The sequence below is a fragment of the Mesorhizobium sp. M0208 genome, assembly GCF_040322015.1.
GTDB lineage: Bacteria > Pseudomonadota > Alphaproteobacteria > Rhizobiales > Rhizobiaceae > Mesorhizobium.
This window is the reverse complement of the sequence record NZ_JAMYSP010000019.1, coordinates 96,900-122,880: the sequence shown is the minus strand read 5'-3', so window position 1 is coordinate 122,880 and position 25,981 is coordinate 96,900. Positions and strand designations below refer to the sequence as shown.

Sequence of the window (25,981 nt, the reverse complement as noted above, 5' to 3'; positions counted from 1 at the left end):
TCGACCTCAATGCAAGCCAACGATAGGATGGCAAACTGTTCGCGATGTCCTCGCACAGCTGTTCGCGATGTCCCCGGTCCAAACAGAGGGGAGATTGGATGTCACCTCAGCTTTCGCTGATCACCAACGTTGCAAAAGAGTAGCCGTCGCGAAGCCGCCGATCTCCTTCACGAGGCGACCAAGGGGGAGATCGAGCTCCGCTAACCCGCGCTCTGCGGGTAGCAGATGATCGACAGATAGCGCATCGGCAGAACGCTCAGCACTTCCGGTCCGTGCGGCGCATCGGCGTCGAAGAACAGGCTGTCGCCGGGCTTCATCGGGTAGAGATTGCTGCCGTGCCGGTAAACCACCTCGCCCTCGAGCATATAGAGGAATTCCATGCCTTCGTGCTGGAAGGTCGGGAACACGTCGGAATCCTCGGTCAGCGTGATCAGATAGGGTTCGACGACGACGCCGCTGGTGTTGGAGCCGATATGGCCGAGCAGATTGTACTGGTGGCCGGCGCGCGTGCCGCGGCGTTCGACGTCGAGGCCTTCGCCGGCCTTGACGAAGACGGCACTGCGCTCCTCCTCGAAACGGCGGAAGAAGGCGGTGACGGGAACGCCGAGCGCCCGCGACAGCGCCTGCAACGTGGTCAGCGATGGCGAGGTGATGCCGTTCTCGATCTTCGACAGCATGCCGAGCGAAATGTCGGTGGCGGCAGCCAGATCGGCGACGGTGATGCCGAGCTTTTTGCGGAATGCCCGCACCTCGCGGCCGATCGCGACCTCAAGCACTTTTTCGCGGGTGTCGCGAATGGCGTGCGGATTCTGGGTGAGCGGCACGCGTATCTTGCGCGGCTCGATCACGGCGGGTTTGGCTTTGCCCGCCGCGGCGCCGGCATCTTGCTTCAGATTGGACGCTCTTTTCGCCATTTCGCCACCCCGGACCTTGCCGATTCATTTCACTCACGGTGAACATATTCGGTGCCGATACAGAAGCGCAACTCTCACGGCAAGCCGAATTGCGCAATGACCGGATTTCGCCCGAGCATCCACGTGGTTTAGAAATCCAGCTCGGCGAAGCGCGGTTTCGCGACAAGCCCTGTTGACAGCATCGAAGGGGCAATTACTGTCCTGTCAGTGAAATTTGTTTCGTTAGAGAAATGAGATCTGGAGGCCCGCATGAAACATCGTGTTGCCGTCATCGGAGCCGGGCCGTCCGGCATGGCCCAACTCCGGGCCTTCAAGTCGGCCGCCGACAAGGGCGCCGATATTCCCGAGATCGTCTGCTTCGAAAAGCAGTCCGACTGGGGCGGCCTGTGGAATTACACCTGGCGCACCGGCCTCGACGAGCACGGCGACCCGGTGCATGGCTCGATGTACCGTTACCTCTGGTCGAACGGCCCGAAGGAATGCCTCGAATTCGCCGACTACACGTTCGAGGAGCATTTCGGCCGGCCGATCGGCTCCTACCCGCCGCGTGCCGTGCTGTGGGACTACATCAAGGGCCGCGTCGAAAAATCCGGCGTGCGCCAATGGGTGCGCTTCAACAGCCCGGTGCGGATGGTCACCTTCTCCGACACGACGAAAAAATTCACCGTCACCGCGCATGACCGCACCAACGACGTCACCTATTCGGAAGAGTTCGACAATGTCGTCGTCGCCTCGGGGCATTTTTCCGTGCCCAACGTTCCCTATTTCGAGGGCTTCTCGACTTCCAATGGTCGCATCCTGCACAGCCACGATTTCCGCGACGCGATGGAATTCAAGGGCAAGGATATCTTGATCATCGGCCGCTCCTATTCGGCCGAGGACATCGGCTCGCAATGCTACAAATACGGCGCCAAATCGATAACCTCGAGCTACCGCTCGAAGCCGATGGGCTTCAAATGGCCGGAGAACTGGAAGGAAGTGCCGCTGCTGCAGAAGGTCGTCGGCAAGACCGCGCATTTCAAGGATGGCAGCACCAAAGACGTCGACGCCATCATCCTGTGCACCGGCTATCTCCATTCCTTCCCGTTCCTCACCGAGGATTTGAAGCTGAAGACCGCCAACCGCATGTGGCCGGACGGGCTCTACGAGGGCGTCGTCTGGGAGAAGAACCCGAAGCTTTTCTATATCGGCATGCAGGACCAGTTCTACACCTTCAACATGTTCGACGCGCAGGCCTGGTTCGCCCGCGACGTCATCATGGGTCGCATCAAGCTGCCGTCGGCCGAAGCGATGGCGGAGCACGGCCGGAAATGGCGGGCACGCGAGGAGACGCTGGAAGACGCCGAGCAGATGATCTGGTTCCAGGGCGACTACACCCGAGAGCTGATGGAGCAGACCGACTATCCGGGCTTCGACGTCGAGGCCGTCAATCGGACCTTCATGGAGTGGGAGCACCACAAGGCGGAAGACATTATGGGCTTCCGCGACCATGCCTACCGCTCGCTGATGACCGGCACGATGGCGCCTTTGCACCATACGCCCTGGCTGCAGGCGATGGACGATTCGATGGAGAGCTATCTCGAGGTGAAGGGCGTGGCGGCGGAGTAGGCAGCCCGAACGACGATTGCCTTTCCTCAGACAACTTCCCGCGCCGGGTCGGCTGCAAGCGCCAGGGAATTTGCGACGTGCTCGAGGTGCTCCTCGTCCAGAATGCTGGTCGCGACGCGGACGGCGTTCGTTTTTCCGGTCGAAAACTTCGCTCCAGCATGGACCGCGATGCCGTGGGCGGCCAGCGTGACCATCGCGTAAGGTTCCGAAGCAACCGGAATGAGGACGCTGAGACCGTGTCCGGCGTCGATCAGGACATTGCGTTTGGCCAGTTCGCAGGCGAGCCGTTCGCGGCGGCGGCGGTAGACCTGCTTCGCCCGCTCCACCAGGGCGGCCGTGGCCGGGTCTTGCAGCAGCCAGGCAGTGGCCGCCTGCAGGATGCGGCTGGTCCATCCCGAGCTGAAGCTGCGGTAGGATTGGATCTGCTCGACGATCGTCGCCGATCCGGACAGGACGGCGAGCCGCAGGTCAGGGCCATGGGTCTTGGAATAGGACAGGATGTGGACGACGCGATCGGGAAAGCGCCGACCCAGCGAAATGCGCGGCGCCGAGGCAATGTCGCCAACGCCGTCATCTTCGACAATCAACACATCGGTACCGGCGAGCAGGTCGCCGATGACTTCCAGCCGCTCCGGCGACATGCAGGCGCCGGTCACCGAATGGACGCGCGGCTGGAACAGGAACGCGACCGGCCGCTGCCGCAGTGCGCTGGCGAGCGCGTCGGGCAAGGGGCCCTCACCGTCGCAATCCACCGGAATGATCGGTACGTCGAGATCTTCGAGGATGTCGAGCAGGCGAAGCGCCGTCGGGTTCTCGATAGCGACCGGCGCTCCCGGCGGGACCAGCGCATGCAGCAAGGTGTAGATCGCGTTGTAACCGCCATTGGTGGCCAGGAACGCGCCGGGATCGTACGGCCATGACGGGCGCACTGCGGCCTCCAGCTCGGGCAGGATGCGCACCCGCTCGTAGCTGTTGAGCTTTTCGGCGCGCGCACCGTGCGCCAGCGCGATGTCGAGTGGCGGCAAGAGCCTCACATCGGGCTCCGCGATCGCCAGGTTCAGAACATCCTGTCCGTAATTGCCGCCGCTCATGTGGCGCTCGGGCCGGGCGGCAAAGCGGTTGCCCATGATCCAGGTGCCGTTGCGTCCGCGGCCGCCGATGATCTTGTAGCGCCGCAACTCGCTCCACGCCTGCGAAACCGTCGCTGGGCTGACGCCAAGCACATAGGCCAGATCGCGCACCGGCGGAAGTTTTGCGCCGACAGGCAGCGCGCCGTTTCTGATCAGCGCACTGGTCTCGCGGGCGATGCCGCGCGTCGTGCGGTCGCCAAGGCGCTCGGCGAACCATCCTGCATCGAAATCCATCGGCATCGGCGACCGTTGAAGCTAATGTTCAATAACATAATAACATTTGATCGGCAGAAAATAAACATTTACCTATCGCCGGTCAAACATAGCTTTGAAGTTCATGCCGATGGCCGTTTCGATCACTATAGCCACCCGCGATTGGGACTATCTCACTCCCTTGGTCCTGGGTGACGTCGCCTGCAACCGCCTGTCGGTGAAGGTTGACCGCGTCGCCACGCTGATCGCGGATCTCGGCACCGATCCGAACTACGATGCGGCGGAGGTCTCGTTCAGCCGTTATGTGTCGGCCATGGCTTTGGGCGTCGATACGGTGGTTGGACTACCGTGTTTCATTATGCGCGGCTTTCGCCATCGCTGTATCATCACGGTCGAGGACAGTCCGCTGGAGCAGCTTTCCGACCTTGCCGGCAAACGTATCGGCGTCACCGGCTGGCGCGATTCCGGCAACACGTGGACGCGCGGGGCGCTTCGCCGGGAGGGCGTCGGCATCGAGGATGCGTATTGGTTTGCCGGCCGGTTGACATCCGAGCACCCGATCGCCGACCGCCTCGACGGATTCGGCAGGCCGGGGCGCATCGAAGCAGCACCGGGCGAACGCCCGATGATGGAGCTGCTGGCGCAAGGCGAGCTCGACGCCGTTTTCACGCCCTTCATGCCGGACGGCTTTTTCGGCCGGGCTTCCGGCTTCCGGCAAGTGCTGCGCGATTTTCGCGCGGCCGAACGCGCCTATTTCGCCGACGTCGGTTATGTGCCGGGCATGCATCTGGTCGCCGTCAAGGCTGCAATGGCCAGGGAACATCCCTGGCTGCCGCAGGAACTCGCCAGGCTGATCGACGAAAGCCAGCGCGTCTGGACGGCAAAGCGCCGAAAATATGCCGACACCTCGCCCTGGATCCTCGAGGAGCTGCTTCATGCGGGGCGCGACCTGCCTGCCTCCTGGAACGCCAGCGGCCTGCCGGCCAACCGGCGCATGATCGAGGATTTCGTCACCGAGCTCCATGCCCAGGGCATTCTGGCGGAACCGATTTCCGCCGAAGCCTTGTTTCCTTTCGAGGCCAGGTCGCGGGCCACCGCAGCCTGACAACGCAACGAAGAACACGAAGGAGAATGCCATGAGGACAATCAGCTTCATATTCGCCTCGCTCGTCACCATGCTGGCGCAGGCCAGCTTTGCCCAGGACGTCCAAAAGCAATCGGTGAACGAAGACTTGCGCGCCCGGCTGCCGGAAGAGATCCGCACGGCGGGAAAGATCACGGCTGTCAACAACGGCTCGTTCCCGCCCTATGAGATCGTCACCGGCACGGAACTGTCCGGGGCGACCAAGGACATTTCGGACGCCATCGGCCAGTTGCTCGGCGTCGAGGTCGATCATGCCTCGGTCGCCGGCCTGCCGGCTTTGCTGAGCGGCATCAATGCCGGCCGTTATCAGTTCGCGATGGGGCCTGTCGGCGACTATCCCGACCGGCAGAAATCCAACGACTTCATCGATTGGGTGCGCGAATACGTCGTCTTCGCCGTCGAGAAGGGCAACCCGCAAGGCATCACCTCGCTCGACACCGCGTGCGGCAAGCGCATCGCCGTCATGTCGGGTGGCTCGGCCGAAAAGGTCATCAAGCAGCAGGCGCAGAAATGCACCGAGGGGGGCAAGCCGGCCGTCGAGGTGCAATCCTTCACCGACCAGCCGAGCTCGATACTGGCCGTCCGGTCGAAACGCTCCGACGCATTCTTCTCCTCGCAGGCGCCGCTGACCTATTTCGTCGAGCAGGCGAAGGGCCAGCTGGAACTCGCCGGGGTCGGCCAGGCCAACGGCTTCAAGGACATCTACCAAGGCGCCGTCGTCAAGAAGGGTTCGCCGCTGGGCGGCGTGCTGCTCGACGCCTTCAAGATCCTGATGAAGAACGGCACCTACGCCGCGGTGATGAAGAAGTGGGGCCTCGAGAAGAACATGATCGACGCGCCCGGCATCAACCAGGGCCAGTAGAGGCTGCCATGACCGACGCGACCGCTGCCTACGCGGCCGGGCTGCCGCGACGTCCCGACGACGCGCTGCGCGACGTCAAACGAGCCCACCGGCCATTCCCGCTCGTCCGGCTGGCGCTCTGGGCATTCACCGTCGCCGTCGCCGCCGGCTTCGCCTATATCGTCGCGGTCAACCCGAATTTCGGCTGGCCCGTGGTCGCCCAGTATTTCTTCGATCCGACGGTCATGCAGGGGCTTTCCGTAACGCTCGGCCTGACGGTCGTGGCGATGATCCTGGGCATCGTGCTCGGCCTGCTGCTCGCCATCGCGCGCATGTCGAACGACAGGCTGGCATCCTTTCTCTCCGGCCTGTTCATCTGGTTCTTCCGCGGAACGCCGCTGCTGGTGCAATTGATCCTGTGGTACAACCTTTCGACGCTGTTTCCGCGCATTTCCCTCGGCTTCGCCAGCTGGAATACCAACGACCTGATCACGCCTTTGACGGCCGCCGTTCTTGGTCTGGCGCTGAACGAGGCCGCCTACATGGCCGAGATCATTCGTGGCGGGCTGCTGTCGGTGGACAAGGGACAGGCCGAAACGGCTGAAGCCTTCGGCATGACGCGCGCGCGGGCCTTGCGGCGAATCATCATCCCGCAAGCCATGCGGTCGATCGTGCCGCCGACCGGCAATCAGCTAATCAGCATGATCAAGGCGACGTCGCTTGTCAGCGTCATCGCCATGGCCGACCTGCTCTACTCGGTGCAGTCGATCTACAACCGCACCTTCGAAATCATTCCGCTGCTGATGGTTGCAGTGCTGTGGTACCTACTGATCACCTCGGTCCTCAATGTCGCGCAAGGCGCGATCGAACGCCACTACAGCCGCGGCGACCGCGGCGCGCGTGAGAAGACGGCGACCGCCACACTGGAGGCCGCCAATGAGCGCGCATGACACGCCCCTGGTCAGGGCGCGCAACGTTCACAAGGCGTTCGGCCCGCTCGAGGTGCTGAAGGGCATCGACCTGGACGTCGCGCCTGGCGAGGTGGTGGTCATTCTCGGACCGTCCGGCTCCGGCAAATCGACCTTCCTGCGATGCATCAATCATCTGGAGGCGATCGATCAAGGGTCGATTGAGGTGGACGGCGAGCAGATCGGCTACCGGCTGCACAACGGCCGGCTCGACAAACTCTCCGACCGGGCGATCGCCGCGCAGCGGCGCAAGATCGGCATGGTGTTCCAGCAGTTCAATCTCTATCCACACATGACGACCCTGCAGAACGTCATCGAGGCTCCGGTCGGCGTCCACCGGGAGAACCGCAAGGAGGCGATCGGCTACGCCCGCGAACTGCTGACCCGTGTCGGTCTCGCCGACAAGATCGACGCCTATCCGCGCCAGCTTTCAGGCGGCCAGCAGCAGCGCGTCGCCATCGCCCGCGCGCTCGCCATCCGCCCGAAATTGATGCTCTTCGACGAGCCGACGTCGGCGCTCGATCCGGAACTGGTCGGCGAGGTCCTCGCCACCATGCGCGATCTCGCCAGGCAGGGCTTGACCATGATCGTGGTCACGCATGAGATCGGCTTCGCGCGCGAAGCCGCGGATCGGGTGGTGTTCATGGACGACGGCAATGTGATCGAGGCCGGGCCTCCGGACGAGGTTCTGGCTAACCCCAGGCACCCGCGCACGCGGGCCTTTTTAAGCCGTTTCATCTGACAGCAAAGCCGGCACGATTACGTGCTCGGCAAAGGACCTTCGATGCCAAAGACCTCCAACCAGTTCGCCGACATTTCCGACTTCGCCGACAAGGCCGCCGAGCTTGCGGCGGTTCGCCAGCACCTGCACGCGCATCCCGAGCTTTCATTCCAGGAGCACGAAACGGCTGCATACGTTGCCGAACGGCTCGAAGGCTGGGGCTACGAGGTGACGCGCAATGTCGGCGGGCTCGGCGTCGTCGGCCGCTTGCGCCAGGGCAGCGGCCGCAGCATCGCCATCCGCGCCGACATGGACGCCTTGCCGATTACCGAAGCGACCAATCTCCCTTATGCCAGCCAGGCCAGCGGCAAGATGCACGCCTGCGGCCATGACGGCCACACCACGATGCTGCTCGGCGCCGCCGAATACCTGGCGCGCACGCGGCATTTTAACGGCACCGTGAACCTCATCTTCCAGCCGGCCGAGGAAGCCGGCAAGGGAAGCGGGGCGCAGGCGATGATCGCCGACGGCCTGTTCGAGCGCTTTCCCTGCGATGCGATATTCGGGCTGCATAACCATCCGGGCGCGCCGACGGGTTCGTTCCTGATGCGCGCCGGGCCGCTGATGGCGGCGAGCGATACCGTCACGATCAAGATAACCGGGCGTGGCGGCCACGCCTCGCGTCCGCACCTGACGGTCGACCCGATCGTCGCTGCCGCCAACACCGTCATGACCCTGCAGACGGTGGTGTCGCGCAACGTCAACCCCATCGAGACGGCTGTCGTTACCGTCGGCACGATTCACGGCGGCACGGCCTCCAACGTCATCCCGGAACACGCCGAAATCACGCTGAGCGTCCGCTCTTTCTCGGCCGAGATTCGCGACACGCTCGAGCAGCGTATTCGCAATATCGCAGCACTTGTGGCGCAGGCGCATGGCGCAACGGTCGAGATCGATTACGAGCGCGGCTACCCGGTGGTGATCAATTCCGAGGGCGAGACGTCCTTCGCGACAGACGTCGCTGTCGAGCTCGTCGGTCAGGACAAGGTGTCTGTCTGCCCGTTGATCCCCGGCAGCGAAGATTTTTCTTATTTCCTCGAACACAAACCCGGTTGCTTCCTGCGCCTCGGAAACGGCGAGGATTCAGCCATCCTGCACAGCCCGAAATACGATTTCAACGACGGCAATCTGACCGTCGGCGCAGCGCTCTGGGCTCGACTGACCGAGAGATTCCTGGCCGTGTGATCCATACCTGCGGCTTGGATTGTCGATCGGCCGGTCTAGCATAATTGGGCGACCGGCCGCGCGACTATCGTGCACGAACTCTCACCGCATTCCAGCTCCTTCGAAAAGGGTAGGTGTTCATTCTCTCAGACGAACAAAAAGTCACTTGTTGTCAGCGTGTTCGTAAAGTTTGCGAGAGTAACTTGATCGACTCCCGCGGTAATGATGGTGTCGGTTCCAGTTTGCGCAATAGTGAGATCATCGAACGATTGCACGCCCTCCACGCCACTAAACACGATAGTGTCGCCTTGGGTCTGGCTGAAATCGTAGATGGTGTTTTGGGTTCCGACCGTCATGGAACCATCGTCCTTGAATATGAATTGGTCTCTGCCGCCCTGAGCGAACTCGCTCAGTTGCCCGTCGCCCCACATGTCATTGATGACCGTGCAGCCGGGTGCCGCGCTCCCGGCGTACAGGGTATCGTTTCCGCCCTTGGCCGAACCGGACATTTGCACAGCGTCGCCGCACAGGAAGTTACGGACCTGGCCGCTTTCGCTGTTGTGGCCCCCGGTAAGAATGTCGTTGCCCCCCTGGGCGGAACCGGACATAGAGCGCGCGTCGCCGTATAACTCGTTTAGAACATCAGGAAAGGCGCTTTTGTCCCCGCCAGTCAGGGTATCATTGCCGCCCACAGCGCTGCCGAGCATCGTGACCGCATCGCCATACCCCAAATTATGAGTGCCTTGCAGCACGGCCACGTCGTCGCCCCCCAGCGCGTGGTCGAACATACTGCCGCCCGCGTCCCCGTAGAAAGTTATCTCCGAGCCACCCGCGCTCGTGAAAGTGTCGTTGCCGCCCGCGGCGAAACCGGAAAGATCACCGCCCGCATCGCCATAAAGAGTTTTGCTCCCGATCTCCCCACCCAGGTCCGTATAGTGGTCGTCGCCGCCCTGAGCATGGTCAGACATGTTGCCGCCGGCGTCGCCGAAGAAAGTGTTGGTGGAAAAGAAGCCACCCGTGAAGGTATCGTTGCCACCCTTGCTGTAGGCCGACATATCGCCGCCGGCATCGCCGTAGAAAGTGTTGAAGGAGTCGGTCGTGCTCGTGAAATTGTCGTCGCCGCCTTGCGCATTGCCGGACATGTTGCTGCCCGCGTCACCGTAGAAAATGTTATTGGCTTCTATCGAGCCCTGGAAGGTGTCGTTGCCGCCCTTGCCATGGTCGGACATCTCGCCGCCCGCGTCACCGTAAAAGGTGTGATCGGCTCCTTGTCGAGTGCTGGTCACGAAAATGTCGTCGCCGCCTTGAGCAAAGCCGAACATGTTGCCGCCGGCGTCACCGTAGAACGTGTTGTCTACCCGTCTACCCACTTCACTGCTCAACGTATCGTTGCCGCCCTTGCTGTGGTCCGACATATCGCCGCCGGCATCGCCGTAAAAAGTGTTGAAGGAGTCGCCCTCGGCTCTAAAACTGTCGTCTCCGCCCAGAGCATGAACGAACATGTTGCCGCCGACGTCACCGTAGAAGACGTAGGTGCCCAGCGAGGCGCCTGTGAAACTGTCGTCGCCGCCCTTGCTGTGGTCCGAGCTATCCTCGCCGGCATCTCCGTAAGCAGTGGTGGTGGAGGATGGCGATCCCGTGAAGATGTCGTTGCCGCCCCTCGAGAAATCTAGCAGGCTGCCGCCAGCATCGCCGATTAAGGTGTTTGTATTTAGATCGCCTGCGAGGACGTCATCGGTGCCCCGTTGACGATCTACTAGATCACCGGGAGTAAAGGGAACGCGTATAGCCATTGTTCGCTCTCCTGTTAAGCCTGCCCGTCCGATGACAGCCGTACGATGTGAGGTAACAGCGAGCAATCATCCCGAATGGCTATATCTTTAGGCGTAGGGATCGGTGCCTCGTTAACGGCGCGCTTGGCGGCAGCTTCCTGAGGCCGTCCTATTCCGGACTATCCCAGCCTTGCGCGAGCCTTCGCCGTCCAGGCGTTGAACAGCCGGTCGGCGACGATGCCGATGAAGGCAATGGCCAGGCCGGCGACGATGCCGCGGCCGGAATCGGCCTTGGACAGGGCGATGAACACCTCCTGGCCGAGATCGCGGGTGCCGACCATGGCGCAGATGATGATCATCGCCAGTGCCATCAGGATCGTCTGGTTGACGCCAAGCATGATCTCTGGAAGGGCCAGCGGCAGCTGCACGCGAAAGAAGGTCTGCCGCCTGGTGCAGCCGGACACCTTCGCCGCCTCGATCAGCGCCGGCGGCACCTGCCGGATGCCGTGATTGGTGTAGCGGATCGCCGGCACCACGGCGAAGGCGACGGTGGCGATCATCGCGGTGACGTCGCCGACTCTGAACAGCATCACCACCGGAATGATGAAGCAGAACGACGGCAGCACCTGCAGCGTGTCGATGACCGGCGTGACGGTCTTTTCGAAGCGGTCGCTGCGCGATGCCATCAGCCCGATCGGAATGCCGATGAGGCAAGCGATAAAGGCCGAGATGCCGCACAAATAGACCGTCGCCATGGTCTTTTCCCAAAGGCCGGTGACGGCGCAGAACGCTGTCAATGCCGCGACCAGGGCGGCGAGGCGGAAGCCGCCGAGCTGGTATCCGGCAAGGCCAAGGAGACAAACCGCGCCCAGCCACGGAAAGCCCTCGCAGAAGGCGCGCACCGGGTTCAGCACGTTGAGGATAAGCGCCACGCGGAACGCTTCGATCGTGTCGAAGAAGTTGATGGTGATCCAGTTCACCGCCGCCTTCCACAAAGGCGCGGTGGTGAAGGTGATCGCCTTCGGCACCGCGGCGAAGGCCGGCACGAACAGGCCGAGCAGCGTGGTGACGGCGAGAATGGCGACGGCCAGCGTCAGGTTGGGATAACGCCGCCAGAAGCTGGTGCCGGCCTGATGGCGGACATTGCCCTTGGCGTGATTGTGCGCGATCCCCTGGCTCAGCCGGTCGAGTGCAATCGCCAGTGCGACGATGGCGAGGCCAGCTTCCATCGCCTCGCCGACCTTGAGCGCGCGCAACGCCAAAAGCACGTCATAGCCGAGCCCACCGGCGCCGATCATCGAGGCGATGATCACCATATTGAGCGCCAGCATGATGACCTGGTTGACGCCGACCATCAATGTCGGCCGCGCCGACGGCAACAGCACCCGCCACAGCTTCTGCCGTGCCGTGCAGCCGGCCATCTCGCTGAAATCGTCGATCTCCGACGGCACCCGCGACAGGCCGAGCATCGTCGCCCGCACCATTGGCGGCGTCGCGAAAATTGCCGTCGCGATCATTGCCGAGACCGGGCTGTTGCCGAACAGAAGCAGCATCGGGATGAGATAGGCGAAGGTCGGGATCGTCTGCATCAGATCGAGGGCAGGGGAGATCAACAGCCTCTCCGCCCAGGGCTTGCGCCATGCCCAGATGCCGGCGAACAGCCCGGTGACAATGCAAAACGGCACAGCGATCGAGATTAAGCCCAGCGTCAGCATGGCGCTGGTCCACTGCCCGAACAGCGCGATGTAGAGAAAACAGCCGCCGGCCAGCGCACCCAGCTTCCAGCCGCCGGCGGCGCGTCCGGCAAGGTAGGCGGCAGCGCAGACGCCGACCCAGGACAGGCGCGGCAACACGACCATATCGGCGCCATGGCCGATCTTGAAATTTTTGGCCAGAAGAGCGAGCGCGAAATCGAGCGGCACGCCGAGCACCGCGGTGATCGAACGGGTCAGCCAGGAGAAATTCGACTTCACCCAGTTCATCAGCGCACCGACCCAGTCTGCGACAGGAACGATCGCGCCGGCCGGGTAATTGACCGCCCAGGGCAGGCTTTCCTGCAGCAGGAAGACGACAAGCACGGCGGCGAGCGCGCAGGCCCAGATCGCCAGCCAGGTTTGAACCGGCCGGGGCCTCGCTGCGCTGGCGCTTGCCGTGACCGTCATGCGCCGGCCCCACGACGTTCTATGCCGGCCAGAAGATCGATCACCGCCTGCGGCGTGACTAAGCCGATCGGCTTGCCGGTGCCGTTGACCACCGCGAAGGGCTTGCCGGCAGAGACGATATCAGCCGAGAAACTGGCGATCTTGGCATCCGGCGCGACCGTGCCCCCGTACTCGGCGCCGTCGCAGGCGCGCATCAGGCTGCGCGCCGATATCACCTTGGCGCGATCGACATCGCGGGTGAATTCGGCGACGTAGTCGGTCGCCGGGTTGACCACCAACTCTTCCGGCGTGCCGATCTGGATGACCTCGCCGTCCTTCATGATGGCGATACGATCGGCTAGCCGGATGGCCTCGTCGAAATCATGGGTGATGAAGACGATGGTCTTGTGCAGCATGGTCTGCAGCCGCATCAGCTCGTCCTGCATCTCACGGCGGATCAGCGGATCGAGGGCCGAGAACGGTTCGTCGAGGAACCAGATTTCCGGCTTCGTGGCGAGGCTGCGGGCGATGCCAACACGCTGCTGTTGTCCGCCGGAAAGCTCGCGCGGATAGAAATGCTCACGGCCGCGCAAGCCAACCAGCTCGATGACTTCACCGGCCCGCTTCTCGCGCGTCGGCCGGTCCTGCCCCTGGATGCCCAAGGGAAAGGCGATGTTCTCCAGTACGTTGAGATGCGGCAGCAAGGCAAAATTCTGGAACACCATACCCATACGGTGGCGTCGCAGCTCGATCAGCGCGGCATCGGAAATCTTGAGCAGGTCCTTGCCTTCAAACTCGACCTTGCCGTGGGTCGGCTCGATCAGCCGCGACATGCAGCGCACCAGCGTCGACTTGCCTGACCCGGAAAGTCCCATGATGATGAAGATCTCGCCCTGGCGGATTTCGAGATCGACGGCGCGCACCGCCCCAACCAGTCCGGCGGCGGCGATGTCCGTCATGCTGGCCTTGCCGTCGCGCCGGCGGATGAAATTGGCCGCGTCCGCGCCAAACAGCTTCCAGACATTGCGACAGGCAAGTTTTATCGGGCGTGCATCGTTGCCCGCTTTCAACGCCTGTTCAATCGTATCGCTCATTCAATCGTCCTTCTGGAATAGGGGATCGAGACCCGGCCCTGAGTGGCCGGGTCGTCGCGTTTCCAGTCAGACGGTCACTCGGCCCAGGCTTTCCAGTCGGCTTCGTGGGCGGCGATCCAGGCGGCGGCGACGTCTTCCGGCGTCTTGCCTTCGAGATCGATCTCGCCGCTCATCTTGTTGAGCTCGTCGGTATCGACCGTGTAGTTTTTCGCGACCTTGTAGGCGACCGGCCATTTGTCCTTCATGCCGGCCCAGGAATATTTCCAGATCTCGCCATGCGGCTTGCCGCAGTCATATTTGGCATCGGGGTTCACGCCCCATTTCGGGTCGTTGTAGCATTCCGGCGTATAGTCGGGGAATTCGACCCATTCGCCCTTGTATTTGGCCGGCGCCCAATGCGGCGAATAGATCCACAGCATGATCGGCGCCTTGCGCTGATAGGCCGAGTCCAGTTCGGCGAACATCGCCGCATCAGTGCCGGCATGGATGACGGTGAAGGGCAGTTTCAGCGCCTCGACGCGTTCGTCGTCAAAACCTTCCCATGTCACGGGTCCGCCGAGATAACGCCCCTTCGGCGCGGTTTCGGCGGTCGAGAACGCTTCGGCGCATTTCGGGTCTTTCAGCGCCTCCCAGTTAGGCAGGCCGGGGCATTTCTCTTTCATATACTCGGGAAACCACCATTCTTCCTTGGCCTTGGGTCCGAGCTTGCCGAGGCGTTCGGTCTGGCCCGTCGCGTCCGAGGCCTTCATCGCCTCGCCGGCCGTCGTGTCCCAGAATTCCAGGCCGACATCGATGTCGCCATTGGTCAGGCCGGTGGTCAGGCTGGAGAGATAGTCGGCGGTCGGGTACTCGACGGTGTAGCCGAGCTTTTCGAGGATGCCGCCGAGGATCTTGGCGTTCAGATTGACGCTGGTCCAGTCGAACAGCGCGATCTTGATCGGGTCGTTGGATTCCGGCGCTGCCGCATAGGCCGAAGACGTCAGCGCGCTCGCCGCGGCAAGTATTAAGGCTCCCATTGAGAAACTCGAAATCATGCTCCGAAGTGACATGCTTGTTCTCCTGTCAAGCTCTGGTGAAGTTATCGTTCGTTCCCTTCTTGCGTCTTTTTTTGATTGTGTTGGAAAAGCTGGTCGTTGCGCAAGGGCGTTGGCGCCAGATTGCTGCCGGCGCTGAAGCGGCGCAGAGCGGATGATGCCCAATTTTGTGAAGATGTGCCGGAGGGGACCGTGTCATGGCTGCTGATGGATTGCTGCCAAGGCAGTCCGCGGATCGATCGCCGGTCTGGCGGCGCTCTGAAAGATGCGAGCCATCAAGGTCCCATGATCTCAGCTGTCGGCCTGGCGAACCCATCTCGCCAGAGCCGTTTCATGGGATGAAATTATATATACCAACATTCATGTCTCGCAACGCGTAATGCCGTCACGGTCATGCAATTCGGACAGGGCACTGGCGCCCGAGTATCCTCACGACATGATCAGGCCGCCATCGACATTGATGGTCTGCCCGGTGATGTAGGCCGCATCGTCGCTGGCGAGAAAGCTGACCAGGCCGGAGACATCCTCGCCGCTGCCGGCGCGGCCCATCGGGATGTTCTTCACCCATTCGGCCATCAGCTCGCCGGGCTTGTAGTCGCCCATCAGCTTGCCCCACGCCGCATCGTTATAGGCCCACATGTCGGTGTCGATGATGCCGGGGCAGATCGCGTTGACGGTGATCTTCTCCTTTGCCACTTCCTTGGCCAGGCTCTGGGTGATGCCGACGACGCCGAATTTCGAGGCAGCATAATGCGGCGTGTAGATAAAGCCCTGCCGCGCCTGGCCGGATGCGGTGTTGATCAGCCGGCCGCCGTCGCCGTGCTTGCGGATGCGCGCGATCGCCTCCTGGCAGCACAGGAACACGCCCTTGGTGTTGACCGCCATCACCTTGTCCCATTCGGCCTCTGTCATCGCCTCGACCCGGGCGATGGTGATGACACCGGCATTCTGTACGGAGATGTCGACGCGGCCGAACTGTTGCTCGGCCAGGTCATAGAGGGCGGCGACTTCGTCCTTCCTGGTCACGTCCATGCGCAGCGATGCGACCTTGGCGCCCGCAGCCTTCAGGTCGGCGGCAACCTCATCGACGCGCGCGTCGATGGCGCTGACGACGACCGCCGCACCTTCCGCGGCGAAGCGCCTGGCCATTGCCGCCCCAATGCCGCCGCTGGCGCCGGTGATGACCGCCGTTTTTCCCTGGAATCGTTTCTGCATTTTTTCTCCTACCAGCAGACGAAGCCGCCATCGACAATCAGGTCGATGCCGGTGACGAAACTCGAGGCGCGGCTGGCCAGGAACACGGTCGGGCCGACCATTTCTTCTGGCGCCGCCATGCGGCCCATCGGCGTGTCGCGCTCGAAGATTTTGACCTGGTCGGCGACCTCCGGCCGCTTGTTCATCGGCGTCAACGTATAGCCGGGGCTGACGACATTGACGCGCAGGCCGCGATCGGCCCATTCCATGGCCAGGCTCTTCGACATGTGGATGACCGCGGCCTTCGACGAATTGTAATGCGCCTGGGTCAGGCCGCGATTGACGATCGAGCCAGACATCGAGGCGATGTTGATGATCGAGCCTTTGCGCCGCGTCAGCATGGCGCGGGCCTCGGCCTGGCAGGACAGGAACACGCCGCTGACATTGACGTCGTAGAGCTTCTGCCATTTCTCCAGCGACAGCGTCTCGGCCGGCTCAGCTCCGGCGACGCCGGCATTGTTGACGGCGACCGTCAGCGCGCCGAGTTCCTTCTCCGTACGCTCGATCGCGGCCGCGAGATCGGCCTCTGACGTCACCGTGCCGTTCAGCACCAGCGCCTTGCGGCCAAGTGCCGTGATCCGGTGCGCGGTCTCCTCCAGCCCGCCTGTGGAGGCGTGGCCGAAGCAGGCTATGTCGGCGCCGGCCTCGGCCAAGCCGATGGCGATTGCTTGGCCGATGCCGCTGCCGGCGCCTGTAACAAGTGCCACGTCACCATGAAGTTCGAATAGTTTCATCGTCGGTCCCTCTGTTCCAACCGCCGTCCTCCGGAAATAAAGGGGCGCCAACTCTGTTGCTGGCGCCCCGCGCGGTCTGGTGCCCGGGAGGATACCACCTGCTGCGCTTTGTTTCGATGGGCCGTCCTAGCTCGTGGCGAGTTCCATCACGGCGACATTGCTCGCTTCGCTGCGGTCGAGAATGCCGCGTTGCCGGCCGCGGCTCAGCACCAGCACGCGATGCGACAGGCCGAGCACTTCCTCGAGGTCGGAACTCACCACCACCACCGCCATGCCGGAACGGGCAAGGTCGGCGATGACATCATAGATTGCGGCGCGAGCGCCGACATCGATGCCGCGCGTCGGCTCGTCCAGGATGAACACCTTGGGCGGGCGCGACACCCATTTGGCAATGATCACCTTCTGCTGGTTGCCGCCGGAGAGCTTGCTGACCGCCTGGTTCGGCCGGCCCTTGACGCCGAGCCGGCGAATGCCGGCCTCGGCGAATTTCTGCACCGCCTTCGGGAACACCCAGCCATTCGGCGCGACATGGTCGAAATTGCCGATCGCCAGGTTCTCGCCGATCGTCTGGTCGAGCACCACGCCTTGCGCCTTGCGGTCTTCCGGTACGAGAACGACGCCGGCCTTGATCGCCGCCGCCGGGCCATTGAGATGCACCGGCTTGCCGGCGACGCTCACCGAACCCGATGAGATCGGATCGGCACCGGCGATCGTCCGCACCAGCTCCGTGCGTCCGGCGCCGATCAGCCCGGCAATGCCGAGGATTTCGCCGGCCCGCACTGAAAAGCTGACATTTTGAAAGCTGCGTTCCGGCGAGGACAGGTTCTCGACCTCGAGCAGCGTGTCGTTGCCCGGCGCCGATACCGTAGGGAACATCCGCTCGACGCTGCGGCCGACCATCTGCTCGACCACGGTGCGCACCGGAATGTCGGCGCGCTCGTGCCGGGCGACGATGCGCCCGTCGCGCATCACCACCACGCGATCGGCGATTTGGGCGATCTCGTCCAGCCGGTGGCTGATATAGATGAAGGACATGCCTTCCGCCTTGAGCTTGCGGATTTGCTGGAACAGGAGCTCCGTTTCCTCGCCGCCAAGGGCGGCCGTCGGTTCGTCGAAGATCAGCAGCTCGGCATTGAGCGTCAGCGCCTTGGCGATTTCGACCTGCTGCTGGGCGGCGATACGCAGCGTGCGCACTTTGCGCTCGGGCGAGACATCGAGGCCGAGGCGCTTCAACTGGGCCGATGCCCGTGCATTCATTGCCGCGCGGTCGATGCGGCCGCCACGCATCGGCAGGCGCCCCACATAGACGTTTTCGGCGACCGACAGATCGGGCAAGAGCTTCAGCTCCTGGTGGATCATGCCGATGCCGGCGTCGATCGCCGCGGCAGGATTGGCGGGGGAATAAGGGTTCCCCCGCCAGGTTATGGTGCCGGCATCGGGTTTCGTCGACCCGGCGATGATGTTCGAGACGGTCGACTTGCCGGCGCCGTTTTCGCCAAGCAGCGCCACGACCTCGCCTGGCCGCACCTCGAAGCTCGCATCGGCCAGGACCTGCACCGGCCCGTAGCTCTTGCAGAGGCCGCTGACGACGAGTCCGTTATGGGGGCTGTGCGTATGGCGAGGATCGGTGGACATCGTTGCGCTGCCGGACGGGTCTTAATCAAGGATGCTTGGCGATGAACTGCTCGACATTGTCCTTGGTGGTCAAAGTCGCATCCTGCAGCTGTTCGGCGGGAATGGTCTCGCCGGCCACCAGCTTGATTGCCGCGTCGACGGCAAGCCGGCCCATGCCTTGCGTCTGCTGCGTTGCCGTCACGTCGAAGACGCCGTCCTTTAGTGCCTTGAGCGCCGCCACGTCGCCGTCGAAGCCGGCAACCCAGACCTTGTGGCCGGGATTGGCGACCTTTACCGCCTGCGCCGCACCGAGCGCCAGCGCGTCGGCCTGGCCGATGACGATCGACACATCCGGATGCGACTGCAACAGATCCTGCGTCAGCTTGAAGCCTTCGTCCTGGTGCCAGCCTTCGCTCCACAATTCGCCGACCACCTTGATGTCGGGATAGCCCTTCAACGCTTCGCCGCAGCCCTTCGAGCGATCGACCTCGGGCGTCGTACCCTTCTGGCCGTGGATGATGATCAACTCGCCCTTGCCGCCGGCCTGCTTGGCGATGTAGTCGCAAACCGCCTTGGCAGATGCCACGCTGTTGGTGGCGATGAAGGTGTCGCCGGGTGCGCCGTCGGCGTTGCGATCGACATTGATGACTGGGATGCCGGCCGCCTTGGCCGTCTTGGTCGGCACGGTGGCGGCGGTGGCGCCCGCCGGAATGTAGATCAGCGCATCGATGTTCTGCGTGATCAGGTCCTGCACCTGGCTGACCTGGGTCGCCGAATCGCCCTTGGCATCGACAGTAACGACCTCGATGCCCTTTTCCTTGCCATAGGCTTCGACGGATTGCTTGATCTGGTTGAAGAAGTCGGCCTGCAGATTGGCGACGGCGAGGCCGAGCTTCTTGGCCTCCTTGGCCGAGGCCATATCGGACAGGCCAAGCAGCGGGATGACGGCCGCGGCGGCAAGCAGCAATGAACGTTTGGTCAGCATGTTATTCCTCCGTTGATGTTCAATCTGTCCTGCCCGCGCATCGCGGCGCCCCTTGGCCGAACAACTCCCAGTTTCGGATCACCGATCCGTTTTCGCCCGAATATCCGGGTGAATCTCATTGAGCCAATTCTTCATTGTGCCCCATTCTTCATTGTGCTCGGCGCCGCCAGGTGTCGGTGGCCACCGCCAGCGCGATCACCACGCCGATAACCACTTGCTGGATGAAGGGCGAGACACCGAGCAGGTTCAGCCCGTTGCGCAGCACGCCGATGATGAGGACGCCGATGGCGGTGCCGCCGATCGAGCCGACGCCGCCCGACAGGCTGGCGCCGCCGATCACTACCGCCGCGATGGTGTCGAGTTCGTAGCCGAGGCCGGAGCTCGGCTGGACGGAATCGAGCCGCGCGGCAAGCACGATGCCGGCGAGACCGGCCAGTACGGCGCAGATCGCATAGACCCAGTTCGTCAGCGACTTGACCGGTATGCCGGACAGCCGGGCGACTTCGGCACTGCCGCCGATTGCGTACAGGCTACGGCCGGTGGCGCGGTAGTTCAGGAAGATTGCGAAAATGACGGCAAGCACGATCATCAGCCCGACGGTGACCGAGAGGAAGCCGAAATGCCGGATGATCGACAGGCTGGTGAACCAGTCGGGAAAGCCGACGATCTGCGAGCCGTCGGTGATCATGTTGGCGAGACCGCGCGCCACCGACATCATCGCCAACGTGGCGATGAAGGGCGGCAGCTTGGTGATCGTGACCAGCAGGCCCGAAACCAGGCCGCAAAGACCGGCGACAACGAGGGCCGCGGCGATGCCGGCGGGCAGGCCGAGATTGAGATAGTCCGGATGGGCGACGAAGCCCATCACCATGGAAGCCAGTGCTAGCACCGAGCCGACGGACAGGTCGATGCCGCCGATCAGGATGACCAGCGTCATGCCGATCGCCATGATGCCGAGCACGGTGATCTGGTCGAGCACGTTGAGGATGTTGCGGATGGTCAGGAACGTGTCGGTGGTCAGCGAGAGCGCCAGGCACAGCAGAACCAGCCCGATCAGCGGACCCATGGTTCCGGCAAAGACAGCTGAAAACCTTGCGCCCGCCGTAGCCTGTGCGCCAGCGCCTGCCTTCAACTCGCCTGCCTTCAAATTGCTTGTGTCGTTGCTCACAGCCACTCTGTCTCCTCCACAGCAATCCGGCGCTGCATCACCGGGCCACTTTGTCCACCAGGCCCCTCCCTGTGAACAATTTATCTTTAACATGCAATTTTGTTCAGCTAAACTGTTCGTCGGAAAATTGTCAAGGCCTGCCGCTTCATTCGAGGACGGGTTTGCGCTGTCCGCCGGTTTGGCTTACGCAAGGTCTCCGAAATCTTGGGCATTTCGAAGTCGCCGGATTGGAATTTCATGAGCAGAGCCGGCGGCTGCGGCAAGGCAAACAGATGACGATCGTAGAGAACGAAAGAGCCTCGCGCTTCCCCGACGCTGAACTCAAGGCCCGCGCCGCCTGGCACTATTACGTCGAGGGTCTTACACAGGAACGGATTTCCGAAATTCTCGGCGTCGGCCGCATCAAGGTGCATCGCATTCTCTCCGCCGCCCGCGAAGAGGGGGTCGTCCAGTTTCGCATCCGTGACAGCGTCGTCGAATGCGTGATTTTGGAGGAAAGCCTGAAGCAGCGGTTCGGGCTCAGCCAGGCCGTGGTCGTGCCGTCGGCAGCCGACCGAAGCAATGCGCCGCTGATGATCGGCCACGCCGCTGCCGCCTACCTGGCCGACCATGTGAATGCCGGCGATGTCATCGCGCTGGGCTGGGGGCGGACACTGAAATTCGCCATCAATGAATTGCCGCGGCGGCCCATCGCCAGGACGACGGTGGTTTCGATGCTTGGCGGCCTCACCCATGCCCAGCCGCTCAACCCGACAGAAAGCGCCTGGGATTTCGCCGAAAAGATTGGTGCGGAGTGCTTCCTGCTGCCGGTGCCGGTCTATGCCGACAGGCCGGAGCAGCGCGACGCCTTCATGAGCCAGCGCAGCGTTCAGGACGTCGTCTTCCGCGCACGCCGGGCAAACATCGCCGTGCTCAGCGTCGGCTCGTTTTCCAACGACAGCCCGATCGCCAATTATGGCTTCATCAAGCCAAGCGAACTGGAGGAATTGCAGGCGGCCGGTGCCGTCGGCGATATTCTGTGTCATTTCATCGACGCCGAGGGCCGCCCGGTCGACCACGAGGTCAACCGCCGCGTCTGCGCCTATCCGCTGCAGGATCTGTCGGATATCCCGAGCATCATCCTGGTGTCGGGAGGCAGCGAGAAGGTAGCGGTAATGCGGGCTGCGCTCGCCAACACCAAGGTATCGGTTCTGATCACCGACGAAGACGCGGCAAAGGGCCTGCTCAACCGCTAGATTTCGCCGAGAGCGCCGAGGCGGGTGTGGATATCGCGCGTCGCCCGGTAAAGGTCGCGGTAGATTGCCTTGCGGTCGCGATAGACGGCGACAAGCCCGTCGACCGGATCGACATGCCTGGTGGGAGCGGCAGCCATTACCTCTGCTGCGGCTTCCGGCGAGGCAAACCAGCCGATAGCCGCTGCCGCCAGCATGGCAGCGCCGAGCGCGGCGGCTTCGTTGACCGGCGAGACCGAGAGCGGCCGCTCGAGCACGCTTGCCATGATCTGCATGAGCAGCGCGCAATTGGTGCCGCCGCCGGCGGCAATCATCGCCGCCGGTCCGCCGGCCTGGGCTTCCATGGCCTCGGTGGCGACGGCCTGCTCGAAGGCGATGCCTTCCAGGACAGCGCGGAAGAGATGCTCCGGCCGGTGGTCCAGCGACAGGCCGACAATGGCGCCGCGCGCCGCACCGTCCCAATAGGGGCTCATGACGCCGGCCCAATAGGGCATGATGAGCAGGCCGTCGCTGCCTGCAGCAACATCCAGCGCCGCGTTCTCCAGCGCTGCCGCCGATGGCGAACCGGTCGTGCGAACGATCCAGTCGACCAGCTGCATGCCCGAGCGCAGCACGGTCTCAAGCATGAAACCGGAGCCGGTCGGCGAGACCAGCGTTCGAAAAGCGTCCGAGGTTTTCACCTTGCCGGAATAGCAGCCGCTGACCACGCCGGAGCCGAGCGAGAGATAGCTCTTGCCTTCCCCGTAGACGCCCATGCCGAGGCCCATAGCTTGCCCGTCACCGGCTCCTGCCACAACCGGCGTGCCAGCCTTCAGGCCGGTCAGTTGCGCAGCGGTTGTGGAAAGCCCGCCGCAAATTGCGCCCGGCGCGGCCAACTCGGGCAATTGCTCCATCTGCAGTCCGGCGGCCGCAACGAGGCGGGGATGCCAGGTACCTTTCTCGACGTCGAGCAGCCCGAGCGGATCCGCACTTGCGGTGCTGGTGACCAATCGCCCGGTCAGTCGCTGAACGAAGAATCCATGCACGTCGACCAGCGCCGCTGCCTGGCGAAGCACTTGCGGCTGGTGCTCGGCAAGCCAGGCGATGGCGTAGAGTGCCGGCGTCGGGTCCGGCGGCTTGCCGCTCCAGTCGCGGATCGCCTCGCGGCCGAGTTCGGCCGAAAGCCTGGTAACCTGCGGACGGGCGCGTTCGTCCAGCCACAGGATCGCCGGGATGAGTGCTTTGCCGGCGCTGTCCACCAGCGTGAAGGTCTCGCGCTGATGAGCGATGCAGATCGCCGCCACCCGCGCAGCGCCGACCGCCTCGGTGACCTGCTTCAATGCGCCAAGCAGCGCCGTCCACCAATGTTCGGCGTCCTGCTCGAAATGGCCGGGCTTCGGATTTGAAAGCGGGTACGGCTCGCGCGCCTGGAACAGCTCCTCGCCGTCGCGCGAGAAGGCAATTGCCTTCACGGCCGTGGTCGAGGCGTCGATCCCGATTACGACATCTTCCATCAGGCGGAGATCCGGCGGGGTCAGGCCGCGTTGGTGGCGAACCGTCCGTCTGACTGGTCGAGACGGCGGCGGATCTGGGTTATCACCATCGAATCGTCGGGTACACAATTTTCATAGCTCAGGAAGTCGCCGGTCTTGAGCGGCTTGACCACCTTGGCGCGTTCAGCAAGGCCGAGCGGCAGGGCGCCGCGGGCGCGCGCATCCTCCCAGGTCATGGCGAAGCCACGATAGTCGTTCTCGCCGATCATGCCGAGAGATTGGCCAACGCCGAGATCGCTCTTGGCAACCGCCACCGCCTCGGCGACCGGATGGTCGAGCGGCTCCATGTCGGCACGCTTGTAGACGACCGCGCGCGCCGCCGACAGCGGCACTTCCAGGCTGGTCAGATGATAGGGCCGGAAGATCGTGAAATAGGGGCCTTGGCCGACCTTGAGGTCGATCATGCGCTCCAGCACACGCGGATGCCGGGTCTCGATGATGCAGAACACGCCGGGCGCCACACCCTTGCCGATCGAGTAATCGACAACGCCCTTGCGGTGCAGCACGCCGCCATCCTCGCGCGGGCAAAGCACGCTTGCCAGCTCCTCCAGCGTCGCGGTCGGGCCGTGCATGCCCGGCACATCGGGCACCAGGCCGGTCGCATTGGCGATTGCCACCATTTCGATCGCCGTCTTCGAGCCGTCGACGAATTCGACCAGCATGCGCGCATTCATGTTGCGCTCGGCCGCCTCCTTCTCGTAGTCGGCCGGCATGGCGTCGATTTTCAGCGGATTGTTCTTGCCCTTGCCGGCGGCGATGATGTTGAAGCCGAGGCTTTTAGCAAAGCCGATGATCTCCAGCGTGCAGGCGGGCTCGTCGCCGGCGGCACCGGTATAGACGACGCCGGCCTTGCGTGCCTCCTCCTTCAGGAAGCGGCCGATGGTGATGTCGGCCTCGACATTGAGCATGACGATATGCTTGCCGTTCTTCATTACTTCGAGCGCAAACAGCGTGCCGATATTGGGATTGCCCGTTGCGTCGATGATGACGTCGATCCGGCCGGCCGCCGCCAGCGCATGCAAATCTTCGGTCACCGCGATCTTGCCCGCCTCGATGGCGCGGTCGATCGCCGCGGCATTGCCGGCCTGAACGATGTCGGAATGGTCATGGCCAGCGAGCAGCGCCGCGTCGATCGCTGCCTGCGGCCTGACTTCAGAAATGGCGCCGATCCGCATGCCCGGCATCAGCGCGACCTGGACGACGATGTCGGTGCCCATCTGCCCGGCGCCGGCAAGCCCGATGGTGATCGGCCCCTGCTGTTCAGCGCGCTGCAGAAGTTCCGCTGCAAATTGCGGATGGGACATGTCGCTTCCTCCAGTTCCTGACGCGCCGCAGCGTCCAAATCAGCGTTTTGAACATTTCTATTTGCAAATGAAAAATATTTCAACCGGCAATTGGGTATTGTCGCTCTGCAATCGGCCGAAGACGATTGGATGAGCGGTCAATCCACACGGCCGTGCCTCCGCAGTTAGAAGGACGCGGCATATTCAGGTTGATTCGGTGCAACCTTATTGCAGCTCAGCTGCCGATTTCGAAGAAGGGCGCACCGAGCAGGCCGGGAACGACATCGATGCCGAGGCCCGGCCCATCCGGAATGCCCATACGGCTTCCCGAAACCGGCGGCATGTTGGATGCGGTGCGCACCGTCACCCATTCGTGAAAGGCGATGGCGTGCAGCCGGCGCTCCTCCGGCGTCGACAGCGACAGATGCGCCATGGCCGATGTGTCGATCTCGGCGCCGCCAGTGTCCTCGACCGTGATCATGAAGCCGAGGTCGACGGCAAGGTCGCGGATCTGGCGCGTTTTGGTGACGCCGCCGAAGCGTGAGATCTTCAGCGTCAGCCCATCGGCGGCGCCCTTGCGATGGATGTCGAGCATATCGTCAAGCGAGGCGACGGATTCGTCGAGCACCATCGGCTTGTCGAGCGAGCGGCGCACCGACAGGCATTCGTCGATCGTCGTGCAGGGCTGCTCGAACGTGTAGTCGATGTTGCGCGTCGCATCGGCGAACTGGCGCGCCTGGTAAGGCGTCCAGCCGGCATTGGCGTCGCAGAAGATGACGGTGCCCTTCGGCACGGCGGCGGCGACGGCTGTGACGCGTTCGATGTCGTCATGGACGTTGCCGCCGACCTTGACTTGCAGCCGATGAAAGCCGTCGTTGACGATGCGCTTGGCGAGTGCGGCCATCGCGTCGACGGTGCCGTGGGTGACGACCTTGTAGAGTTCGGCCGTCTCGCTTTCGCGCCCACCGAGCAGGGTGACCAGCGGCACGTCGACGGCGCGCGCCGCGAGATCCGCGCATGCCATGTCGAGCGCCGACTTGATGTAGGGATGGCCCTTGAACACGGTGTCCATCAGCCTGTTGATACTGGCTAGCCCGCGTGGGTCATGGCCAATGAGATGCGGCGCGATCTCGACGACACCGGCGCGAGTACCCGCAGCGAAGGCAGCCGAATAGAAGTTGCCAAGCGGCGCCATCTCGCCCCAGCCGGTGAGCCCGCTATCGGCGGTGACGGCGACGATCACCGCGTCGAACGCATCGGCGACGCGCCCCTTGGACATGCGGTAAAGCCCGTCAACGAAGGGCTGCACGACATGGTAGGCTTTGATGGTTTTGATCTGCACGTTTTCTGTCCGTTGTCTGTGTTCCGGGATGTC

At 63.2% G+C, this 25,981-nt stretch carries 21 protein-coding genes; 7 read left to right on the top strand and 14 right to left on the bottom strand.

The genetic code is table 11. From position 1 onward, the window contains the following. Window positions 1–200: 200 nt before the first annotated feature. On the bottom strand, window positions 201–914 hold the full coding sequence (locus tag NKJ17_RS19875) for a helix-turn-helix domain-containing protein (RefSeq protein ID WP_352689778.1): 714 nt from the start codon (window positions 912–914) through the stop codon (window positions 201–203). A gap of 249 nt (window positions 915–1,163) precedes the next feature. Here NKJ17_RS19875 and NKJ17_RS19870 point away from each other — a divergent pair, with 249 nt between their 5' ends. Next, window positions 1,164–2,522 (top strand): trimethylamine monooxygenase, encoded by a 1,359-nt coding sequence (locus tag NKJ17_RS19870; RefSeq protein ID WP_352689777.1) that lies wholly within the window; start codon window positions 1,164–1,166, stop codon window positions 2,520–2,522. 26 nt (window positions 2,523–2,548) lie between these two features. On the opposite strand, the gene NKJ17_RS19865 is transcribed toward NKJ17_RS19870, so the two are convergent. After that, entirely contained in the window at window positions 2,549–3,892 is a 1,344-nt protein-coding gene (locus tag NKJ17_RS19865; RefSeq protein ID WP_352689776.1) for an aminotransferase-like domain-containing protein, read from the bottom strand. Window positions 3,893–3,995: 103 nt separating this feature from the next. On the opposite strand from NKJ17_RS19865, the gene NKJ17_RS19860 reads away from it, so the two are divergent. From NKJ17_RS19860 to NKJ17_RS19840, 5 genes are all read left to right on the top strand, one after another. Then, the gene (locus tag NKJ17_RS19860) at window positions 3,996–4,970 is read left to right on the top strand and encodes a substrate-binding domain-containing protein (RefSeq protein WP_352689775.1); all 975 of its coding nucleotides are present in this window, start codon (window positions 3,996–3,998) and stop codon (window positions 4,968–4,970) included. A gap of 70 nt (window positions 4,971–5,040) precedes the next feature. Beyond that, window positions 5,041–5,871 carry an ABC transporter substrate-binding protein gene (locus tag NKJ17_RS19855; RefSeq protein WP_502895567.1) on the top strand — a complete coding sequence of 277 codons (831 nt, stop codon included), beginning with the start codon at window positions 5,041–5,043 and terminating at the stop codon, window positions 5,869–5,871. Window positions 5,872–5,879: 8 nt separating this feature from the next. Next, window positions 5,880–6,800: an amino acid ABC transporter permease gene (locus NKJ17_RS19850; protein WP_352505293.1), complete on the top strand. Its 921-nt coding sequence runs from the start codon at window positions 5,880–5,882 to the stop codon at window positions 6,798–6,800. After that, window positions 6,787–7,560: an amino acid ABC transporter ATP-binding protein gene (locus NKJ17_RS19845; protein WP_352505292.1), complete on the top strand. Its 774-nt coding sequence runs from the start codon at window positions 6,787–6,789 to the stop codon at window positions 7,558–7,560. Before NKJ17_RS19850 ends, NKJ17_RS19845 begins: the two co-directional genes overlap by 14 nt. A 42-nt stretch (window positions 7,561–7,602) precedes the next feature. Beyond that, window positions 7,603–8,784, top strand: coding sequence for a M20 aminoacylase family protein (locus NKJ17_RS19840; RefSeq protein ID WP_352505291.1), 1,182 nt, complete (start codon window positions 7,603–7,605; stop codon window positions 8,782–8,784). Window positions 8,785–8,909: 125 nt separating this feature from the next. On the opposite strand, the gene NKJ17_RS19835 is transcribed toward NKJ17_RS19840, so the two are convergent. The 9 genes from NKJ17_RS19835 to NKJ17_RS19795 form a co-directional block, all read right to left on the bottom strand. After that, entirely contained in the window at window positions 8,910–10,556 is a 1,647-nt protein-coding gene (locus tag NKJ17_RS19835; protein WP_352689773.1) for a hypothetical protein, read from the bottom strand. A gap of 158 nt (window positions 10,557–10,714) precedes the next feature. After that, a complete protein-coding gene (locus tag NKJ17_RS19830; protein ID WP_352689772.1) occupies window positions 10,715–12,697 on the bottom strand; it encodes an ABC transporter permease in 1,983 nt (660 codons plus the stop codon). After that, on the bottom strand, window positions 12,694–13,770 hold the full coding sequence (locus tag NKJ17_RS19825) for a quaternary amine ABC transporter ATP-binding protein (protein WP_352689771.1): 1,077 nt from the start codon (window positions 13,768–13,770) through the stop codon (window positions 12,694–12,696). Before NKJ17_RS19825 ends, NKJ17_RS19830 begins: the two co-directional genes overlap by 4 nt. A gap of 74 nt (window positions 13,771–13,844) precedes the next feature. Then, complete coding sequence (locus NKJ17_RS19820; protein WP_352689770.1) at window positions 13,845–14,819, bottom strand: ABC transporter substrate-binding protein; 975 nt, start codon at window positions 14,817–14,819, stop codon at window positions 13,845–13,847. 414 nt (window positions 14,820–15,233) lie between these two features. Continuing rightward, window positions 15,234–16,019, bottom strand: a complete 786-nt coding sequence (locus tag NKJ17_RS19815; protein ID WP_352689769.1) for a glucose 1-dehydrogenase — start codon at window positions 16,017–16,019, stop codon at window positions 15,234–15,236. A gap of 8 nt (window positions 16,020–16,027) precedes the next feature. After that, entirely contained in the window at window positions 16,028–16,792 is a 765-nt protein-coding gene (locus NKJ17_RS19810; protein WP_352689768.1) for an SDR family oxidoreductase, read from the bottom strand. Window positions 16,793–16,918: 126 nt separating this feature from the next. Continuing rightward, on the bottom strand, window positions 16,919–18,427 hold the full coding sequence (locus tag NKJ17_RS19805; protein ID WP_352689767.1) for a sugar ABC transporter ATP-binding protein: 1,509 nt from the start codon (window positions 18,425–18,427) through the stop codon (window positions 16,919–16,921). A gap of 25 nt (window positions 18,428–18,452) precedes the next feature. Continuing rightward, window positions 18,453–19,391: a sugar ABC transporter substrate-binding protein gene (locus tag NKJ17_RS19800; protein WP_254820381.1), complete on the bottom strand. Its 939-nt coding sequence runs from the start codon at window positions 19,389–19,391 to the stop codon at window positions 18,453–18,455. A 148-nt stretch (window positions 19,392–19,539) separates the two neighbouring features. Next, complete coding sequence (locus tag NKJ17_RS19795; RefSeq protein WP_502906560.1) at window positions 19,540–20,523, bottom strand: ABC transporter permease; 984 nt, start codon at window positions 20,521–20,523, stop codon at window positions 19,540–19,542. Window positions 20,524–20,831: 308 nt separating this feature from the next. Here NKJ17_RS19795 and NKJ17_RS19790 point away from each other — a divergent pair, with 308 nt between their 5' ends. After that, complete coding sequence (locus NKJ17_RS19790) at window positions 20,832–21,794, top strand: sugar-binding transcriptional regulator (protein ID WP_031211026.1); 963 nt, start codon at window positions 20,832–20,834, stop codon at window positions 21,792–21,794. On the opposite strand, the gene NKJ17_RS19785 is transcribed toward NKJ17_RS19790, so the two are convergent. The 3 genes from NKJ17_RS19785 to NKJ17_RS19775 form a co-directional block, all read right to left on the bottom strand. Next, window positions 21,791–23,284, bottom strand: a complete 1,494-nt coding sequence (locus tag NKJ17_RS19785) for a xylulokinase (protein ID WP_352689765.1) — start codon at window positions 23,282–23,284, stop codon at window positions 21,791–21,793. The genes NKJ17_RS19790 and NKJ17_RS19785 overlap by 4 nt on opposite strands. Window positions 23,285–23,304: 20 nt before the next feature. Next, complete coding sequence (locus NKJ17_RS19780) at window positions 23,305–24,627, bottom strand: NAD(P)H-dependent oxidoreductase (protein WP_352689764.1); 1,323 nt, start codon at window positions 24,625–24,627, stop codon at window positions 23,305–23,307. 214 nt (window positions 24,628–24,841) lie between these two features. Further along, window positions 24,842–25,948, bottom strand: a complete 1,107-nt coding sequence (locus NKJ17_RS19775) for a mandelate racemase/muconate lactonizing enzyme family protein (protein WP_352689763.1) — start codon at window positions 25,946–25,948, stop codon at window positions 24,842–24,844. Between the last annotated feature and the right edge of the window lie 33 nt (window positions 25,949–25,981).

Coding starts and splice junctions, on each gene's coding strand:
- NKJ17_RS19810 (WP_352689768.1), bottom strand. CDS start 16,792: ATGAAACTATTCGAACTTCATGGTGACGTGGCACTTGTTACAGGCGCC.
- NKJ17_RS19825 (WP_352689771.1), bottom strand. CDS start 13,770: ATGAGCGATACGATTGAACAGGCGTTGAAAGCGGGCAACGATGCACGC.
- NKJ17_RS19865 (WP_352689776.1), bottom strand. CDS start 3,892: ATGCCGATGGATTTCGATGCAGGATGGTTCGCCGAGCGCCTTGGCGAC.
- NKJ17_RS19855 (WP_502895567.1), top strand. CDS start 5,041: ATGCTGGCGCAGGCCAGCTTTGCCCAGGACGTCCAAAAGCAATCGGTG.
- NKJ17_RS19875 (WP_352689778.1), bottom strand. CDS start 914: ATGGCGAAAAGAGCGTCCAATCTGAAGCAAGATGCCGGCGCCGCGGCG.
- NKJ17_RS19815 (WP_352689769.1), bottom strand. CDS start 16,019: ATGCAGAAACGATTCCAGGGAAAAACGGCGGTCATCACCGGCGCCAGC.
- NKJ17_RS19780 (WP_352689764.1), bottom strand. CDS start 24,627: ATGTCCCATCCGCAATTTGCAGCGGAACTTCTGCAGCGCGCTGAACAG.
- NKJ17_RS19870 (WP_352689777.1), top strand. CDS start 1,164: ATGAAACATCGTGTTGCCGTCATCGGAGCCGGGCCGTCCGGCATGGCC.
- NKJ17_RS19790 (WP_031211026.1), top strand. CDS start 20,832: ATGACGATCGTAGAGAACGAAAGAGCCTCGCGCTTCCCCGACGCTGAA.
- NKJ17_RS19840 (WP_352505291.1), top strand. CDS start 7,603: ATGCCAAAGACCTCCAACCAGTTCGCCGACATTTCCGACTTCGCCGAC.
- NKJ17_RS19805 (WP_352689767.1), bottom strand. CDS start 18,427: ATGTCCACCGATCCTCGCCATACGCACAGCCCCCATAACGGACTCGTC.
- NKJ17_RS19860 (WP_352689775.1), top strand. CDS start 3,996: ATGGCCGTTTCGATCACTATAGCCACCCGCGATTGGGACTATCTCACT.
- NKJ17_RS19835 (WP_352689773.1), bottom strand. CDS start 10,556: ATGGCTATACGCGTTCCCTTTACTCCCGGTGATCTAGTAGATCGTCAA.
- NKJ17_RS19850 (WP_352505293.1), top strand. CDS start 5,880: ATGACCGACGCGACCGCTGCCTACGCGGCCGGGCTGCCGCGACGTCCC.
- NKJ17_RS19820 (WP_352689770.1), bottom strand. CDS start 14,819: ATGTCACTTCGGAGCATGATTTCGAGTTTCTCAATGGGAGCCTTAATA.
- NKJ17_RS19845 (WP_352505292.1), top strand. CDS start 6,787: ATGAGCGCGCATGACACGCCCCTGGTCAGGGCGCGCAACGTTCACAAG.
- NKJ17_RS19785 (WP_352689765.1), bottom strand. CDS start 23,284: ATGGAAGATGTCGTAATCGGGATCGACGCCTCGACCACGGCCGTGAAG.
- NKJ17_RS19800 (WP_254820381.1), bottom strand. CDS start 19,391: ATGCTGACCAAACGTTCATTGCTGCTTGCCGCCGCGGCCGTCATCCCG.
- NKJ17_RS19830 (WP_352689772.1), bottom strand. CDS start 12,697: ATGACGGTCACGGCAAGCGCCAGCGCAGCGAGGCCCCGGCCGGTTCAA.